This window comes from Vreelandella gomseomensis (genome assembly GCF_031451645.1).
In the GTDB taxonomy this organism is placed as follows: Bacteria; Pseudomonadota; Gammaproteobacteria; order Pseudomonadales; family Halomonadaceae; genus Vreelandella; species Vreelandella gomseomensis.
This window is the reverse complement of the sequence record NZ_JARWAI010000004.1, coordinates 164454-178201: the sequence shown is the minus strand read 5'-3', so window position 1 is coordinate 178201 and position 13748 is coordinate 164454. Positions and strand designations below refer to the sequence as shown.

Annotated in this window: 15 protein-coding genes; 8 read left to right on the top strand and 7 right to left on the bottom strand. The window is 58.2% G+C overall.

The window, feature by feature from the left end; all coding sequences use genetic code 11:
* Window positions 1-57: 57 nt before the first annotated feature.
* Complete coding sequence (locus QC815_RS06670; protein WP_230447958.1) at window positions 58-846, top strand: slipin family protein; 789 nt, start codon at window positions 58-60, stop codon at window positions 844-846.
* Window positions 847-861: 15 nt separating this feature from the next.
* On the opposite strand, the gene QC815_RS06665 is transcribed toward QC815_RS06670, so the two are convergent.
* A complete protein-coding gene (locus tag QC815_RS06665) occupies window positions 862-1686 on the bottom strand; it encodes a DUF1206 domain-containing protein (protein ID WP_230447959.1) in 825 nt (274 codons plus the stop codon).
* Window positions 1687-1866: 180 nt separating this feature from the next.
* Here QC815_RS06665 and QC815_RS06660 point away from each other — a divergent pair, with 180 nt between their 5' ends.
* On the top strand, window positions 1867-2700 hold the full coding sequence (locus QC815_RS06660; protein WP_309767627.1) for a helix-turn-helix domain-containing protein: 834 nt from the start codon (window positions 1867-1869) through the stop codon (window positions 2698-2700).
* Here QC815_RS06660 and QC815_RS06655 read toward each other — a convergent pair.
* Window positions 2686-3294, bottom strand: a complete 609-nt coding sequence (locus QC815_RS06655) for a LysE family translocator (protein WP_422828542.1) — start codon at window positions 3292-3294, stop codon at window positions 2686-2688. The genes QC815_RS06660 and QC815_RS06655 overlap by 15 nt on opposite strands.
* Before the next feature lie 144 nt (window positions 3295-3438).
* Between QC815_RS06655 and QC815_RS06650 the strand changes: the two genes are divergently transcribed.
* Entirely contained in the window at window positions 3439-4143 is a 705-nt protein-coding gene (locus tag QC815_RS06650) for an aspartate/glutamate racemase family protein (protein WP_230447962.1), read from the top strand.
* A 10-nt stretch (window positions 4144-4153) separates the two neighbouring features.
* Here QC815_RS06650 and QC815_RS06645 read toward each other — a convergent pair whose 3' ends face one another.
* Window positions 4154-5074, bottom strand: coding sequence for a glutaminase (locus QC815_RS06645; RefSeq protein ID WP_230447963.1), 921 nt, complete (start codon window positions 5072-5074; stop codon window positions 4154-4156).
* A 156-nt stretch (window positions 5075-5230) separates the two neighbouring features.
* On the opposite strand from QC815_RS06645, the gene QC815_RS06640 reads away from it, so the two are divergent.
* A complete protein-coding gene (locus QC815_RS06640; protein WP_309767624.1) occupies window positions 5231-6085 on the top strand; it encodes a bifunctional transcriptional activator/DNA repair enzyme AdaA in 855 nt (284 codons plus the stop codon).
* Window positions 6086-6172: 87 nt separating this feature from the next.
* Window positions 6173-7639, top strand: a complete 1467-nt coding sequence (locus QC815_RS06635) for a cobyric acid synthase (RefSeq protein WP_309767622.1) — start codon at window positions 6173-6175, stop codon at window positions 7637-7639.
* Here the strand turns inward: QC815_RS06635 and QC815_RS06630 are convergent.
* Window positions 7599-7997 carry a RidA family protein gene (locus QC815_RS06630; protein WP_230447966.1) on the bottom strand — a complete coding sequence of 133 codons (399 nt, stop codon included), beginning with the start codon at window positions 7995-7997 and terminating at the stop codon, window positions 7599-7601. The two genes, QC815_RS06635 and QC815_RS06630, sit on opposite strands and share 41 nt — an antisense overlap.
* 128 nt (window positions 7998-8125) lie before the next feature.
* Here QC815_RS06630 and QC815_RS06625 point away from each other — a divergent pair, with 128 nt between their 5' ends.
* Window positions 8126-8689: a hypothetical protein gene (locus tag QC815_RS06625; RefSeq protein ID WP_230447967.1), complete on the top strand. Its 564-nt coding sequence runs from the start codon at window positions 8126-8128 to the stop codon at window positions 8687-8689.
* Window positions 8690-8701: 12 nt separating this feature from the next.
* On the opposite strand, the gene QC815_RS06620 is transcribed toward QC815_RS06625, so the two are convergent.
* Window positions 8702-9883: a vWA domain-containing protein gene (locus tag QC815_RS06620; RefSeq protein WP_309767618.1), complete on the bottom strand. Its 1182-nt coding sequence runs from the start codon at window positions 9881-9883 to the stop codon at window positions 8702-8704.
* A 3-nt stretch (window positions 9884-9886) separates the two neighbouring features.
* A complete protein-coding gene (locus QC815_RS06615) occupies window positions 9887-10741 on the bottom strand; it encodes an AAA family ATPase (protein ID WP_230447969.1) in 855 nt (284 codons plus the stop codon).
* Window positions 10742-10940: 199 nt separating this feature from the next.
* Between QC815_RS06615 and QC815_RS06610 the strand changes: the two genes are divergently transcribed.
* Window positions 10941-11201, top strand: a complete 261-nt coding sequence (locus QC815_RS06610; RefSeq protein ID WP_230447970.1) for a type II toxin-antitoxin system Phd/YefM family antitoxin — start codon at window positions 10941-10943, stop codon at window positions 11199-11201.
* On the top strand, window positions 11201-11581 hold the full coding sequence (locus QC815_RS06605; protein WP_309767615.1) for a type II toxin-antitoxin system VapC family toxin: 381 nt from the start codon (window positions 11201-11203) through the stop codon (window positions 11579-11581). The genes QC815_RS06610 and QC815_RS06605 overlap by 1 nt, the downstream gene beginning before the upstream one ends.
* Before the next feature lie 29 nt (window positions 11582-11610).
* On the opposite strand, the gene QC815_RS06600 is transcribed toward QC815_RS06605, so the two are convergent.
* A complete protein-coding gene (locus QC815_RS06600) occupies window positions 11611-13590 on the bottom strand; it encodes a sigma-54-dependent Fis family transcriptional regulator (protein WP_309767613.1) in 1980 nt (659 codons plus the stop codon).
* Between the last annotated feature and the right edge of the window lie 158 nt (window positions 13591-13748).

The following is a 13748-nucleotide window of genomic DNA, read 5'->3' as shown; positions in this document are numbered from 1 at the left end:
ACCCTGGCCCTGGTGGCCGTCGTCAGGTAATTGATCATCCGCTAAACGAGGTGCCCCATGATTCTCTCGTATCTTGTTCCAGTCGTACTGGTGGTGCTACTCATCGCCGCCTCCATCCGCATACTGCCGGAATACAAGCGCGGCGTGGTGTTCTTTCTGGGCCGCTATCAGAAGGTAAAAGGGCCGGGCCTAGTTATCGTGATCCCCGCGATTCAAAAGATGCAGGTGGTCGATCTGCGTGTTATCACCATGGACGTGCCCGAGCAGGACGTGATCTCCCAGGACAACGTTACGGTGAAGGTCAACGCCGTGCTTTACTTTCGCGTAGTGGATCCGGAAAAAGCGATTATCCAGGTGGAAAACTTCACCCAGGCGACCAGCCAGCTGGCGCAGACCACGCTGCGTTCGGTATTGGGTAAGCATGACCTGGATGAAATGCTCTCCGAGCGCGACAAGCTCAACGACGATATCCAGGAAATCCTCGACGCTCAGACAGACTCCTGGGGCATCAAGGTGGCGAACGTCGAGATCAAGCACGTGGATCTGGACGAGAGCATGATCCGCGCCATTGCCCGCCAGGCCGAGGCGGAGCGTGAACGTCGCGCCAAGGTCATCCACGCTGAGGGTGAGCTGCAGGCTTCCAAGAAACTGGTCGAGGCGGCCAACGTGATGCAGGAAAACTCTGCTGCGCTGCAGCTACGCTACCTGCAGACCATGAGCGACATGAGCAACAAGAACGCGTCGACGATCGTCTTCCCGCTGCCCATGGACATCATGGAAGCCTTCAAGGACATGAAAGCCAAGCACATGCCGCCCGCATCGGGTACGCCAAAAGACGACGCTTAAACGCTGCTGATAGGGCTATAACGAAGGGTCAACGTGGCGGTAAATAGCGGTAAGCACGCTATAGCACCCAAACGCCAGCAGGCCAATGGCGACAAACCCAAACAGCCATTGCCCGAAGGCCTGGCGCCGCAAGGTGTTAAACGCTTCCGCCGTGCCGCCAGCTTCGTTGGGGTCGAACTGGTAAGCGGCGATCATGAACAAGCTACCCACGATCACAAAGACGAGCCCGCGAACCACCAGGCCGAAACGGCATATCGGGTAGGCCCAGGCTTGGGTGCGCGAGGGCATGGTGAAGTGCTTGTCAAACTTGGCCTTGCAGCCTTTGACGGCATGGGCGATACCCGCACCGATGATGGCGATGCCGACGGCAGCCACCAACCAGCGGCCAAAGGGTTGCTGCATCAGCCAACTGGCCATACCTTCCGAGCCCCCGCTTGAGCCACCCGAAGAACCGGACGAAAGAAAGCGGAAGACAAGGCTGGCGGCAAAAAATGCCAGCAAGGTGTGGGTAACCGCACTGACAAATAAGCCTGCGCGAATCACCAGCCCTTTGGCGCTGGTACCGTGATGGTCGGGGTCCTTGAAGGCTTGGATGCAGCGCCACATGGCGTACCCAATCAGCCCCACGGCGATAATACCCAGCATCACCTTACCGAACGGCGCCCCCAGCACGGCTTCCAGCGCGCCACGGCTGCCTTCCGCCTGGCCGCCCTGATCTATGGCGGTGAGCGCCGCCAATCCCCCCACCAAAACGTAAACCACGCCGCGGGATGCATAGCCCAAACGGGCGAATGCGCTGATGGCATCGCGGTGGTCGGGTGCGGGCGTAGAGCTTGCCATGGTGTCCTCCTGACCAATAAGGCTTTTGCCAATTATCCATAAGCAACTTGAATGAGCGGGGACTATACTGTGTCTGCGCCGTGCTATTGTCCAGCTTAGGCGAAGCAAGCCCTGCTGACGAGTTGAGCGGGGCGGGGCCGTCTTTTCCTTTTTCCATTATTTGAATTGTTTGAGTAGCGCATGAGTCCATCGTCTTCTCCGCTTTTCTGGCGCGATCAGCGCATGCCCCATGTAGAGTTGCGTAAGATCAGCGATGCGCGGCAAGTTTGCTATGCGCCTCACAGTCACGTGCACTGGTCGCTGGGTGCTGTTACCGCAGGCAGAAGTACCTTTCGTTACCGGGATACGACGTATCAGATTAGCGCGGGTGACCTGGTGATGATGAACCCGCATTGGGTGCATGCCTGTAACCCCATCGAGAATCAGCCCTGGGCGTACCTGATGCTCTACGTCGATACCGCCTGGCTGAGTAACTTGCGCTATCAGTTGGGGCTGCTGGATGCGCCTGACTGGCAAGATATTGCCACCGCTGTGCTTACCCAGCCTGCGCTTTTTGCAGCGTATTGCGATATGGCGTCCTGCCTGCTGGATGAGCGTCTAGCGATTGACGATAAGCAAGCAGTACTAACTGACTACCTGTCTAGCCTTATGCAGGCGCTTGCCCAAGCGCCTCCTGCGGCATTGCCGGAAGCGTCCAGCACGCTAGAGCAGGTTGCCGTCTATTTACGTAATAATTGCACCGCAGACATTTCGCTTGAAAGCTTATGCCAGCAGTCCGGCTACAGTGCGGGGCATTTAATCCGCGCGTTCAAACAGCATTACGGGCTAACGCCCCATGCCTACTTGATTAATCAACGCATCCAGATGGGGCAACAGGCACTAAAGCAAGGGCAACCTATTGTTGAGGCGGCGTTGAGCGCTGGCTTTAATGACCAACCCCACTTTCAGCGAACCTTTAAGCGGCTGGTGGCAGCAACACCCAACCAGTACCGCTACCCGCTACTCAATCAATAAGTAAATAGCACTGGCGGCCAAACATGCCGCCAACAAACGGTTAACCGTTAGCAGGATGGTGGGGCGGTGAACATAGCGTTTGAGAAAAGCGCCCGCGTATACCCAACTGGCAAGCGATAGCCAGCAAATAGGCAGGTAGAGCCCCGCGAACAGCCAAAGCTGGTAGGGGGCGTCACCGCTGGTGTAGGCACCAATACCAGCGGCAGACGCCAGCCATGCCTTGGGATTAAGCCACTGCATCATCGCGCCCGACATAAACCCTGGCGCTTTCTCGGCGCCTTGCTCGTGCAGGCGTCCATCGTGCTGGAAAAGTTGATAGCTGAGATAAAGCAAAAACAGGATACCCGCCCAGCGTAAAGTATCTTCCAGTAGCGGCACCACTTGCAGCAGCGAGTAAAGCCCTGCACCAATCCCTAAAAACAGGGCGATGAAACCTAGTGTGGCGCCCGTTACAAAGACAAGGCCCTGGCTAATGGGGTGATTCGTGCCGCTACTCAAGCAAACGATATTGACCGGCCCTGGCGAAATGGATGCAGCAAGGGCAAATGCGGACATGGGTAGAAGCAAGGGCAGTAGTGAAGCGTTCATTGTCATCCTCCTTGGTAGTACAAGGAGTGTGCAGTGGTGTGTGGCGAGTAGATTGCACAAAATTGATCTGCAAATAGCTTTTTAGCTAATGTTAAGTATCTTTAAAGCTGGCAAGGGCGCTTTGAATTTATCGAAAGGAGGCAAAGGGTTATGAAAACCACCGGCTTGCTGGGGGGAATGAGCTGGGAGTCCACGCAGACCTATTACCGTATGCTCAATCAAGGTGTTGCGGAGCAACTGGGGGGCTTTCATTCGGCGAAAATAGTGCTCTATAGCGTGGATTTTGCCGAGATCGAAACGCTTCAACGCCAGGGCGACTGGGAGGCGATGGCGGACATCCTGGCGAATGCGGCCTGCTCGCTGGCGGCAGCGGGGGCGGATTTTCTGGTGATCGGCACGAATACCATGCATAAAGTAGCTGCCGAGGTGGAGGCAGCATCAGGCCTACCGCTTTTGCATATTGCCGAGGCAACCGCCGATATTCTGGCCCAGCAGGGGATAGACCGCGTTGGCCTGCTAGGTACCCAGTTCACCATGGAGCAGCCCTTCTACCGGCAGCGACTGGAGGCGCGGGGGATCGAAGTTATCGTGCCTGAGCCCGAACAGCGTGAGGTCATTCATCGCGTGATCTATCAGGAGCTCTGCCGGGGGACGATCAACCCCGCCTCGAAAGAGGCTTATCTGGACGTGGTGGCGACGCTTTCAGCGCGGGGCGCGCAAGGCGTGATTCTAGGCTGCACTGAGATTGGTTTACTGATTAACCAGAGCGATACCCCGGTTGCGCTTTTTGACACCACCGAGATTCACGCCCAGCGTGCGGTGGCCTGGGCACTGGGTGATGGGGTGGCCTTCTGAACGCTTGCCGTTAATGGCCAAACACCGACCAGCCGGTTTTCTGGACAAACATTTCGAGCGCCTGGGTGCCTAGCAGGCTATTGCCGTAGGCATCGAGCCCCGGTGACCAGACGGCGATCGCCCCGTGGCCCGGCGCGATCGCCAGTATGCCGCCGCCCACGCCGCTTTTAGCCGGTAAGCCGACACGAAAGGCAAATTCGCCGGAGGCGTCGTAGTGGCCGCACATCATCATCAACGAGTTGATTCGTCGGGCCCGCTGGGAAGCCACCACCCGAATATCGCTGGGCTTGTTGATACCATCGGACGCCAGAAATAGCCCGGCATGAGCGAGCTGCTCACAGCTCATGGCAATGGCGCACTGGTGAAAGTAGGTGCCCAGCACTTTATCGACATCATGGCGTAGGTGCCCAAAGGCTTTCATGAAATGCGCCAGTGAGGCGTTGCGGTCACGGTGGGCCATCTCTGAGGCAGCTACCGCGTGGTCGAAGTAGATGCTGTCGTCATCGGCGATATAGCGTACAAAGCTGAGAATCTCGCCCAGTGTCTCTTTGGGTTCGTGGCCCATCATGATCGCATCGACCACCGCAATGGCCCCGGCATTGATGAACGGGTTACGCGGCTTGCCGCTTTCATGCTCTAGCTGAACGATGGAGTTGAACGGATCGCCCGATGGCTCGCGGCCGACTTTCGACCACAGCGAATCACCCACTTGCCCCAGCGCTATGGTCAGCGTGAATACCTTGGAGATGCTCTGGATGGAGAAGGGCGTAGTGGCACAGCCTGCCGAGTACACCTTGCCATCCACGGTGGCCAGGGAAATGGCAAACTGTTTTGGGTCAACGTGGCCGAGCTCGGGGATATAGTCCGCTACTTTGCCGCGTTCCTCTGCGCTCGCCATGGTGGCGGCAATGTCGTCGATCAAGGCTTGCATGGGCGTATCGTGACCGTCAGTTGAGGCGGGCAGTAACCCTAGCGAAAAATGCGGGCGCTGTCTGCTGTTGCAGTCAGCAAGATTCGGGTCGGCAACTCGCCTGTGAGCGCATAGGCTGTGAAGGTAACGGTTAATACGACGATGTGAGAGACGACAATGAACGACTATGAGCGTATCGAGAAAGCCATGGATTACATGGTGGCCCATGCGGCCGCGCAGCCCAAGCTGGAAGCGGTGGCTGCTCATGTTCATTTGAGTGCCTTTCACTTTCAGCGTTTGTTCTGCCGTTATGTCGGGATCAGCCCCAAGCGTTTTTTACAGGCGCTGACCCTGGAGCGCGGCAAGCAACTGATGCAGTCTTCTACCTCGCTGCTGGATATCGCTCATACGTTGGGGCTTAGCGGTGGCTCGCGGCTTTATGATCACTTTGTCCAACTGGACGCGGTCACTCCGGGGGAGCACAAGCGCCAGGGGCAGGGCGTCGAGATTGTTTATGGCGTTCATGCCACGCCGCTGGGCAGCCTGTTCGTGGCGGTCACGCCTCGGGGTATCTGCCGCATGGGGTTTGTGGATGCCACCAGTGCCGACGAGTTATTGACCCGGCTTGGCAAAGAGTGGTCACTTTCCACGCTTCATCACGATCCTGACGCCACGGGCTTTGCGGTGGAAGCGCTTTTCAACAGGTCAGGCGATGCCTATGCCACGTTGCCGCTGCATGTGACCGGTACCAACTTTCAAATCGCCGTATGGCGGGCGCTGCTGACCATTCCCGAGGGCCAACTGGCCAGCTATTCGCACATTGCTCAGGCACTGGGCACGCCCAAGTCCTCGCGCGCGGTGGGCAATGCCGTAGGGGCCAATCCCATCGCGATATGGATTCCCTGCCACCGGGTAATCCAACAAAGCGGCGCGCTAGGCGGCTACCGCTGGGGCGTGGCGAAAAAGCAGATGGTGCAGGCCTGGGAGTTGGCGCAGTTGAACACGGCGGCGCATGCGTTTGAAGTGAGTTAACCATCCCCTTCGTTGCTTGGCCCCGTTGCGCTAGCTAACCCCTCCCGCTACAGTTTCGCTCTTATCCAACTGGGCGAGAAGTATGCTATGGCCACACTGATGATTCAGGGCACCACCTCGGATGCGGGCAAAAGCACCGTGGTGGCTGCGCTCTGCCGTGCGTTGGCCAGGCGTGACATATCGGTGGCGCCATTCAAGCCTCAAAACATGGCGCTCAATAGCGCCGTTACGGAAGATGGTGGCGAAATTGGCCGTTCCACGGCGTTGCAGGCCCAGGCCGCGGGGGTGACGCCGCATAGCGATATGAACCCGGTCTTGCTCAAGCCGGAAAGCGATCGCGGTTCGCAGGTCATTTTACGCGGCAAGGTCTACGGCCATATGGACGCCATGGATTATCACGCCTTCAAGCGCACCGCCAAAGAGAGCGTGATGGCCGCGTGGCAGGCGTTGGAAACCCGCTTCGATGTGATTATCGCCGAAGGCGCGGGCAGCCCCGCTGAGATCAACCTGCGCCAGGGTGACATCGCCAATATGGGCTTTGCCGAAGCGGCTGACTGCCCGGTGATACTGGTGGGCGATATTGAGCGAGGCGGGGTGTTTGCCCAGTTGGTGGGGACGCTTGCGCTGCTGAGCGAAAGCGAGCAGGCGCGTATGAAAGGGTTTGTGATCAACCGCTTCCGTGGCGACATGAGTTTGTTAACCCCAGGCATTGAGTGGCTGACGGCACACACTGGAAAGCCTGTATTGGGCACCTTGCCCTACCTTCAAGGGTTGCTGCTGGATGCCGAAGACAGCATTGGCCTGACCCACGCACCTACCCAGGGGGAGTCGCTCAACGTGGTGGTGCCCGCGTTGCCCCGCATCAGTAATCACACCGATTTTGATCCATTGCGTTTGCATCCTCAGGTAAACCTCACCTTTGTCGGCGCAGACGAGCCGATTCCTGCGGCCGATGTGATTATCCTGCCGGGCAGTAAAAGTACGGCGAGTGATCTGGCATGGTTAAAGCACCAGGGTTGGGATAGGGCAATTCAGCGCCACCTGCGCTACGGCGGCAAGGTGCTGGGTATTTGCGGTGGTTTTCAAATGCTCGGGGAGTGGGTGGAGGATCCTGACGGCCTGGAGGGCAAGGCCGAGCGTGTCATGGGATTGGGGCTGCTATCGCTCACCACGCGTATGGTGGCGGGCAAACAGCTACGCAATGTGAGTGGCGTGACGGTGGCCGAAGGGGCGAGCGTCACGGGCTACGAAATTCACAATGGCGTAAGCGAAGGCACTGCGCTGGCCCAGCCGTTGTTTGATCTAGGCACCCACCGTGATGGCGCCGTCAGCGACGATGGGCAGGTAATGGGCACTTATCTGCACGGCCTGTTTGATCATTCAGAGGCTTGCCAGGCGCTGTTAGCGCGCCTGGGATTGTCAGCAGCACAGCGCCTGGATTATCGCGCCCATCGCGAGCGAGAGCTGAGCCGTCTGGCCGATACGTTAGAAGCGCACCTGGATATCGAGGCGCTTATTGCTCTTTTGGGAGCTGGCGCGTCGCCATCACGGTAATCTCGACGTGGCAGCCACCACAGATATTGGGCGATTCGGTACAGGTTCTGGCTGGGTAGCGGCCCGGCTCGAAGAACTCGGCGTAGACGCTGTCGAGATCGTGAATCGTCTTCAGGTTCGTCAGGTGAATATCGACGCGCAGTATATCCGCGACGCTGCCGTTTTCCATTTCCAGCATGCGGGCAATAGCGCGCATGACCAGATGGGTTTCTTCCTTGACGTCTCCCCGGGCGGCCTCGCCGTTTGACAGGTCAGAAACGGTCAGTCCTGAAATGAACACGTAGCGATCATCAATCACCATATGGCTGCCGGGAAAACTCGGGGTAGGGAGTGTGGGGTCGTTGGTATACGTCGTCATATTCATCCTTTTATTGCACTTCTGTACTCTTTACGACTCGTCTGCCCGGAGTAGGTTCACGGCGATTGGCGCTGTTAAAATGACGCCGTTTACACTAGGCTTGCCGCTTTTGGCGAGCGGGGGACTCCATGAAGGTAATGCAGATTAATGAGCCGGCACAGCGCGATGCCTGCCTGGCGAAACTGTGCGCAGAAGTTTATGGTCAAGCGGCCGGCCTGACGCCGCTCGTCGTGTTCACCGGTACCCGCAATGTGCTGTTGCCCCAAGAAGCCGCACGGCTGCTCGCCGCTGTGGATGGCGATGGCGTTCCCCAGGCGTTGGCGCTACTGGTGCTCGATGAGCAGGGGGAAGGCATGACGTTGACCCACGCATGCGATCTGAATGCCTCCGAGGCCAAGGCCTGGCTGGTGAGCGAGCTGACCCTCAAGGCACCGCTGAGAGTCGAGGTGGATGACGCCGAGCAGGAAGCTTTTTACCAGCGCTGTGCCATCAAGCGCTGGTTCGATGATGGCAATGGCAAACGCATTGGCCTGAGTGCGCGGCATCCGGCGCAGACGGCTGATGAGCTGGCAGCGACGCTTGCCATGGACGAAGCGCTGATCCTGCGCCGTTTCAAGCACGACCCGGCGGCGTTTGAAGACGCCAAGCAACGCTTTGTCGATGGCCTGGCGCAGTTTCCCGAGACGCTGTAACCGCCCCAGGGGCTATTTCTTGGCCAGCTCGCGCATGGCGGTTTCCAGGCCTTCCATGGTCATGGGGTACATGCGGTCGTCGATGATCTCGCGGATAAGCTGCGTCGAGTAGGTATACTCCCAGGCCCTTGGGGGCATGGGGTTAAGCCATGCCAGGCGGGGAAACGTTTCGCATAAACGCTTCAGCCACACGCCGCCCGCTTCGTCGTTAAAGTGCTCTACGCTACCGCCGGGGTGGGTGACCTCATAGGGCGACATGGCCGCGTCACCGACAATCACGACCTGGTAATCCCCGCCGTAGGTATGCAGGACGTCCATGGTGGGGATTCGTTCGCTGCTGCGGCGCATATTGTTCCGCCAAACCCCTTCGTAAAGGCAGTTGTGAAAGTAGTAGTGCTCAAGGTGCTTGAACTCGGAGCGGGCCGCCGAAAACAGCTCTTCACAGACGCGAATATGGTCGTCCATCGAGCCGCCCACATCCAAAAACAGCAGCACCTTCACCGCGTTGTGGCGTTCAGGGCGCATCTGCACGTTGAGCAGCCCGGCGTCCTTGGCGGTTTCGCGAATGGTGCTATCCACGTCGAATTCTTCGAGCGCGCCCTGGCGGGCAAACTTGCGCAGGCGGCGCAGCGCCATTTTGATATTACGCGTGCCCAGCTCCAGCGAGTCGTCGTAGTCGCGAAAGCGCCGCTCGTCCCATACCTTGGTGGCGCGCCGGTGGCGTGAACCGTCCTGACCGATGCGAATGCCTTCCGGGTTGTAGCCGTAGGCGCCAAAGGGGCTGGTGCCGCCGGTGCCAATCCATTTATTACCGCCTGCGTGGCGCTCTTTCTGCTCTTCCAGGCGTTTCTTGAACGTCTCAATGAGCTCTTCCAGGCCGCCCAGGGATTCGATCTTGGCTTTTTCTTCCTCCGTCAGCTGCTTCTCGAACTCACGGCGCAGCCAGTCGTCGGGGATCAGCGCTTCAATGGCGGCGTCCATGTCCTCGAGGCCTTTAAACCAGGCAGCGAAGGCCCGGTCAAAGCGGTCTAAATGGCGCTCGTCCTTGACCATCACCGTTCGGGCCACCTGATAAAACGCTTCCATATCGGCAAATACCACGCCGCGCTCGACCACGGCGTGAAGGTCCAGCAGCTCGCGCAGCGAGACCGGCACGCCTGAGCGTTTTAATGTTTCAAACAAGCCGATGAACATGGCTTAGCGGCCTCTGCCTTTCTGGCGGCGCATCATGAACGCCAGGCGCTCCAGCAGTTGGGTATCCTGCTCGTTTTTGACCAGGGCACCGGCCATGGGCGGCAGTGCTTTTGACGGGTCGCGGTCATACAGCGCTTCCTGAGCCAGTTCATCCGCCATCAACAGTTTCAGCCAGTCCACCAGTTCCGAGGTTGAAGGCTTTTTCTTGAGTCCCGGGGCGTCACGCAGGTCGAAAAAGACTTCCAGGGCTTCGCTGACCAGCCGGGGAGCGATGTCCGGAAAGTGCACATCGACAATGGCCTGCATGGTCTCGCGGTCGGGGAATTCGATGTAGTGAAAAAAGCAGCGGCGCAGGAACGCATCCGGCAGCTCCTTTTCGTTGTTGGAGGTGATGACGATGATCGGGCGATACTCGGCGCGGATGGTTTCGCCGGTCTCGTAAACGTGAAACTCCATCCGATCCAGCTCCTGGAGCAGGTCGTTGGGGAATTCGATATCGGCCTTGTCGATCTCGTCGATCAGCAACACCACCCGCTCGCCGGTACTGAACGCTTCCCAAAGCTTGCCGGGCTTGATGTAGTTGGCGACATTCTCTACGCCTTCAACACCCAACTGCGAGTCACGCAGGCGGCTCACGGCATCGTACTCATAAAGCCCCTGGGCCGCCTTGGTGCTGGATTTGATATGCCAGGTGATCAACTGGGTACCGAGCGATTCGGCGAGTTCTTCGGCCAGCAGGGTTTTGCCGGTGCCCGGTTCGCCCTTGATCAACAGTGGACGCTCTAGCATCACGGCGGCGTTCACCGCTTGCTTGAGCGCATCGGTTGCGATGTAGGAAGAGGTGGAGTCAAACGCCATGGGAGAGCCTCGGCTTGTCGAAAGCAGGGTTATAAAAGGGTAAACGGATTCAAACAAGTGTACGTGAGGGGCACCCCAAGGCCAATGGCTGGTTTAGCGTAATTGGTAAAGTTACACTTGCTTGAGTAACTTAGTGAGTCGGCAACTGTCATAGTTGCCATAATAGGGACAATGACAGCGTCTAACGAGAGGTTACGCCATGCATGCCAACGTAAAGCAACTGCGTTTACAAACCAAGGCGCTCTTAGCGGCGACACAGCGTGGAGAAACCGTCGACATCACTTATCGCGGCAAGCCTTGTGCTCGACTGGTGGGTCTCGATGAGAGCGGTCAGGAAAAGCGTCCAGCCCGTAACCCTGCCTTCGGGTTATGGGCGGATCAGGACTCCTCGAACGGCAACGATGTTGAGTCACAGGTTCGGCGTCTACGTGCGCCGCGTACGTTCGAGGTGGGTGAGTGATGCTGGTCGACACCGACGTACTGATCTGGAATCTGCGCGGTAATACGGCGGCGGCGGAATGCCTGGATGATTTACCGGGCTTCTCGCTGTCCGCAGTGAGTTATATGGAGTTAGTGCAGGGCATGCGCAACAAGCAGGAACTCAATCAACTGCGTCAAGCGCTGCATTATTGGCAGGCAAAAATAGTCCATTTGGACGAAGGCACCTCGTCGCGTGCCACCTTCCTGGTCGAAAGTTATGCGCTTAGACATAACATGCAAATGGCGGATGCGCTCATCGCCGCGACGGCTATGGAGCTGGGCGTGCCCTTACTAACCGCTAATGATCGTCATTACCGCCATATCGATGGTTTGGCGTTAGACATCTTTCGTCCAGCTTAAATGGGTTAACTCTCATCCGACTCTATCGGTCACCCCTGCCAATTCGGCGGCACGATGCCTTGGCGCTGCATTTGCCGGTAGATCGTGGGCCGTGAAACCCCTAGCGCGCGAGCCACGGCGCTTATATTCCAGTGCTGTGCCTTAAGCATTTCCAGCAATGTGTGATCGGTGTCGCCATGAGCGTCTGCAGGCTTGTGAGAGCTTTGCTGGGTAATGCGTTGGCTAAGGCATTGCTCGGGCAGATCGTGAACGGTGATTTCGTCGCTTTCCGAGGTGGCCAGGGCAAACGCCAGCGCATTTTTTAGCTGGCGGATATTGCCCGGCCAGGCGTAGGCGAGCAGGGCGCTGATGGCATCGGCCCTTAGCCTGGGTGAGGGGCTACCGCGTTCCCTGACCACGTCGTTAAACACCTGGCGAATCACGTAGAGCTTATCGGCACGTTCACGCAGCGCGGGCAGGCGCAGTTGAGCCCCGTTTAGGCGGTAGTAGAGGTCTTCGCGGAACTCGCCCTGCTGAATCATCGCATCGATATTGCGGTGGGTGGCGGTAATGACCCGAATATCGACCTTCACGGGCGTATTGGCACCCAGCGGCATGACCTCCCGTTCTGCCAGTACGCGCAGCAGCCGGGTTTGTAGGGCCAGCGGCATATCGCCGATTTCATCCAGAAACAGCGTGCCGCCGTGGGCCTGGGGAATTAGCCCGCGCATGCCTTTGGCGCGCCCGCCGGTAAAGGCGCCGGGTTCGTAACCAAACAGCTCGCTTTCAATCAGCGCTTCGGGGATAGCGGCACAGTTCACCGCAATAAACGGATAGTTTGCACGGTTACCGCTTTCGTGGAGGGCGCGGGCAATGACCTCTTTGCCGGTGCCGGTTTCTCCGCTAATCAGTACATTGACGCTGGTTTCATTACGCAGCCGTTCAGCGAGTTTCTGTACCTTGCGCATGGCAGGGTCATCCGCGCCTAAGCGTGCCAGCGATTCTGGCAGTGAGGCACTGGCCGGTTTGGCCGGCTGGCTCGAGCGGGGGCGCTTGGGTTCCAACAGGCTGATAAAATATATGGTGTTGCTGGCGCGGGCCCGGAAGGCGCGAATCTGGTCGTCGGTGGCGCTGTTGATGCTCAAGACATCGGTAATTTCGCACTCGAATAATTCGCCTAGCATGGGCGTAGGATCCGCCGACCAGGGTGGCCAGCGACGCTGGTGTTCGGCGATCAACTCACGGCCTATCGCATTGGCGGCAATCACTTGCCCGTTCTCTTCAATGGCGATGAGCCCGCGTCCGTTAACGTGTACAAACTCCCGCGAGGTATCCAGACGCACCATCAGACAGTCTCGATAGCGCTGTAAAAAGTAAGCGTCTTCAATCATGCGTGCGTAGAGCGTCACCAGCGAGAGACTGAAATTCTGGCTTTCACGCTGAGTAGGCGATTGCAGTGCGGATATATCCAGCACGGCCATTACATTGCCCTGGGGGTCGGCGATGGGTGCGGCGGTGCAGGTGAGCGAAATATGCGAGGCGTCGAAGTGTTCCTGGCGGTGACAGATGATGGCCTGGCGGTCGTGCAGGCAGGTGCCTACGGCGCAGGTGCCTGCAAAGCGCTCGTCCCAGTCAGCGCCCAAGTAGAGCCCGGCCTTGCGCAATTGCTGATCCTGGCGTGGATCGCCGCGAAACTCGACCGTGATACCGCGTTGGTCGGTTAGCAGCAGGACATAGCCAAGCTGGGAAATTTGTCCATAAAGCTGCTCTACCCCCGCCCGGGCTACGTGCAGCAATTCATCCACCGATTCACGGTGTTCCAGCAATGTCTGTTGTGGCACGACGCGCGCGGGCCGTGGTTGGGTCGGGTCCAACTGGTATTCGTTCAAGCAGCGCAGCCAAGAATGGCGAATCATTTCCTGGGCGGGTGTATAAGGCGAATCCAGGCCTTCGCCGAGCTGAAACACATGCTCAATATGCTGGCGCTGAACGGATCGTAGCTGCGCAGGCAGGGGCGAGTCGGTCGGCATGGTATTCCTCACGTCGCGCTTTGTTGTTGTCCTTCCAGACTATGCGCTTTGGGTAAGGTGTCAACGCGCCTGAATTACCCCGTTAGTCGCGGGTTACACCTGTAACGTCCGGGTGTAAAGGGTGTGACAGGTGTACACCGTTGTGGTGTTTTATGACG

Coding starts and splice junctions, on each gene's coding strand:
- QC815_RS06670 (WP_230447958.1), top strand. CDS start 58: ATGATTCTCTCGTATCTTGTTCCAGTCGTACTGGTGGTGCTACTCATC.
- QC815_RS06665 (WP_230447959.1), bottom strand. CDS start 1,686: ATGGCAAGCTCTACGCCCGCACCCGACCACCGCGATGCCATCAGCGCA.
- QC815_RS06660 (WP_309767627.1), top strand. CDS start 1,867: ATGAGTCCATCGTCTTCTCCGCTTTTCTGGCGCGATCAGCGCATGCCC.
- QC815_RS06655 (WP_422828542.1), bottom strand. CDS start 3,294: ATGACAATGAACGCTTCACTACTGCCCTTGCTTCTACCCATGTCCGCA.
- QC815_RS06650 (WP_230447962.1), top strand. CDS start 3,439: ATGAAAACCACCGGCTTGCTGGGGGGAATGAGCTGGGAGTCCACGCAG.
- QC815_RS06645 (WP_230447963.1), bottom strand. CDS start 5,074: ATGCAAGCCTTGATCGACGACATTGCCGCCACCATGGCGAGCGCAGAG.
- QC815_RS06640 (WP_309767624.1), top strand. CDS start 5,231: ATGAACGACTATGAGCGTATCGAGAAAGCCATGGATTACATGGTGGCC.
- QC815_RS06635 (WP_309767622.1), top strand. CDS start 6,173: ATGGCCACACTGATGATTCAGGGCACCACCTCGGATGCGGGCAAAAGC.
- QC815_RS06630 (WP_230447966.1), bottom strand. CDS start 7,997: ATGACGACGTATACCAACGACCCCACACTCCCTACCCCGAGTTTTCCC.
- QC815_RS06625 (WP_230447967.1), top strand. CDS start 8,126: ATGAAGGTAATGCAGATTAATGAGCCGGCACAGCGCGATGCCTGCCTG.
- QC815_RS06620 (WP_309767618.1), bottom strand. CDS start 9,883: ATGTTCATCGGCTTGTTTGAAACATTAAAACGCTCAGGCGTGCCGGTC.
- QC815_RS06615 (WP_230447969.1), bottom strand. CDS start 10,741: ATGGCGTTTGACTCCACCTCTTCCTACATCGCAACCGATGCGCTCAAG.
- QC815_RS06610 (WP_230447970.1), top strand. CDS start 10,941: ATGCATGCCAACGTAAAGCAACTGCGTTTACAAACCAAGGCGCTCTTA.
- QC815_RS06605 (WP_309767615.1), top strand. CDS start 11,201: ATGCTGGTCGACACCGACGTACTGATCTGGAATCTGCGCGGTAATACG.
- QC815_RS06600 (WP_309767613.1), bottom strand. CDS start 13,590: ATGCCGACCGACTCGCCCCTGCCTGCGCAGCTACGATCCGTTCAGCGC.